The organism is Paenibacillus sp. EB106-05-06-XG162 (assembly GCF_058791655.1).
On sequence record NZ_JBYTDT010000042.1, the window covers coordinates 1 to 1,227 of the forward strand.

Sequence of the window (1,227 nt, forward strand, 5' to 3'; positions counted from 1 at the left end):
CGCCTCCACCTAAGCTGGCGCTCAGGCTTCTAAGGCTCCCACCTATCCTGTACAGATCGTACCAAAGTCCAATATCAAGCTGCAGTAAAGCTCCATGGGGTCTTTCCGTCTTGTCGCGGGTAACCTGCATCTTCACAGGTATTAAAATTTCACCGGATCTCTCGTTGAGACAGCGCCCAAGTCGTTACGCCATTCGTGCGGGTCAGAATTTACCTGACAAGGAATTTCGCTACCTTAGGACCGTTATAGTTACGGCCGCCGTTTACTGGGGCTTCGGTTCACAGCTTCGGGATTGCTCCCTAACCACTCCCCTTAACCTTCCAGCACCGGGCAGGCGTCAGCCCGTATACTTCGCCTTACGGCTTCGCACAGACCTGTGTTTTTGCTAAACAGTCGCTTGGGCCTTTTCACTGCGGCCCCCTCGTGCTATTCACACTACCGGGGCACCCCTTCTCCCGAAGTTACGGGGTCATTTTGCCGAGTTCCTTAACGAGAGTTCTTCCGCGCGCCTTAGAATTCTCTTCTCGCCTACCTGTGTCGGTTTGCGGTACGGGCACCTTCTCCCTGGCTAGAGGCTTTTCTTGGCAGTGTGAAATCATGACCTTCGGTACTATAATTTTCCCTCCCCATCACAGCCCAGCCTTACGATGTGCGGATTTGCCTACACATCAGCCTCACTGCTTGGACGAGCATCCATCAGCTCGCGTCACTATCCTACTGCGTCACCCCATTGCTCATAACGGTTCACGGTGGTACAGGAATTTCAACCTGTTGTCCTTCGACTACGCCTTTCGGCCTCGCCTTAGGTCCCGACTTACCCTGAGCGGACGAACCTTCCTCAGGAACCCTTAGGCTTTCGGCGGACAAGATTCTCACTTGTCTTTTCGTTACTCATACCGGCATTCTCACTTGTATGCTGTCCAGCGCTCCTTACGGTACACCTTCAACCTACATACAACGCTCCCCTACCCCTGCAACATAGTTGCAAGCCATAGCTTCGGTGGTGTGTTTAGCCCCGTTACATTTTCGGCGCAGAGTCACTCGACCAGTGAGCTATTACGCACTCTTTAAATGATGGCTGCTTCTAAGCCAACATCCTGGTTGTCTGTGCAACTCCACATCCTTTCCCACTTAACACACACTTGGGGACCTTAGCTGATGGTCTGGGCTGTTTCCCTTTTGACAATGGATCTTAGCACTCACTGTCTGACTCCCGGTTATAAGTCT

Annotated in this window: 1 rRNA gene; it reads right to left on the reverse strand. The window is 52.5% G+C overall.

Features of this window, described 5'->3' with window-relative positions:
- Nucleotides 1-1,227: ribosomal RNA gene (locus tag AC3WU2_RS30620) — 23S ribosomal RNA — on the reverse strand; the annotation flags it as partial.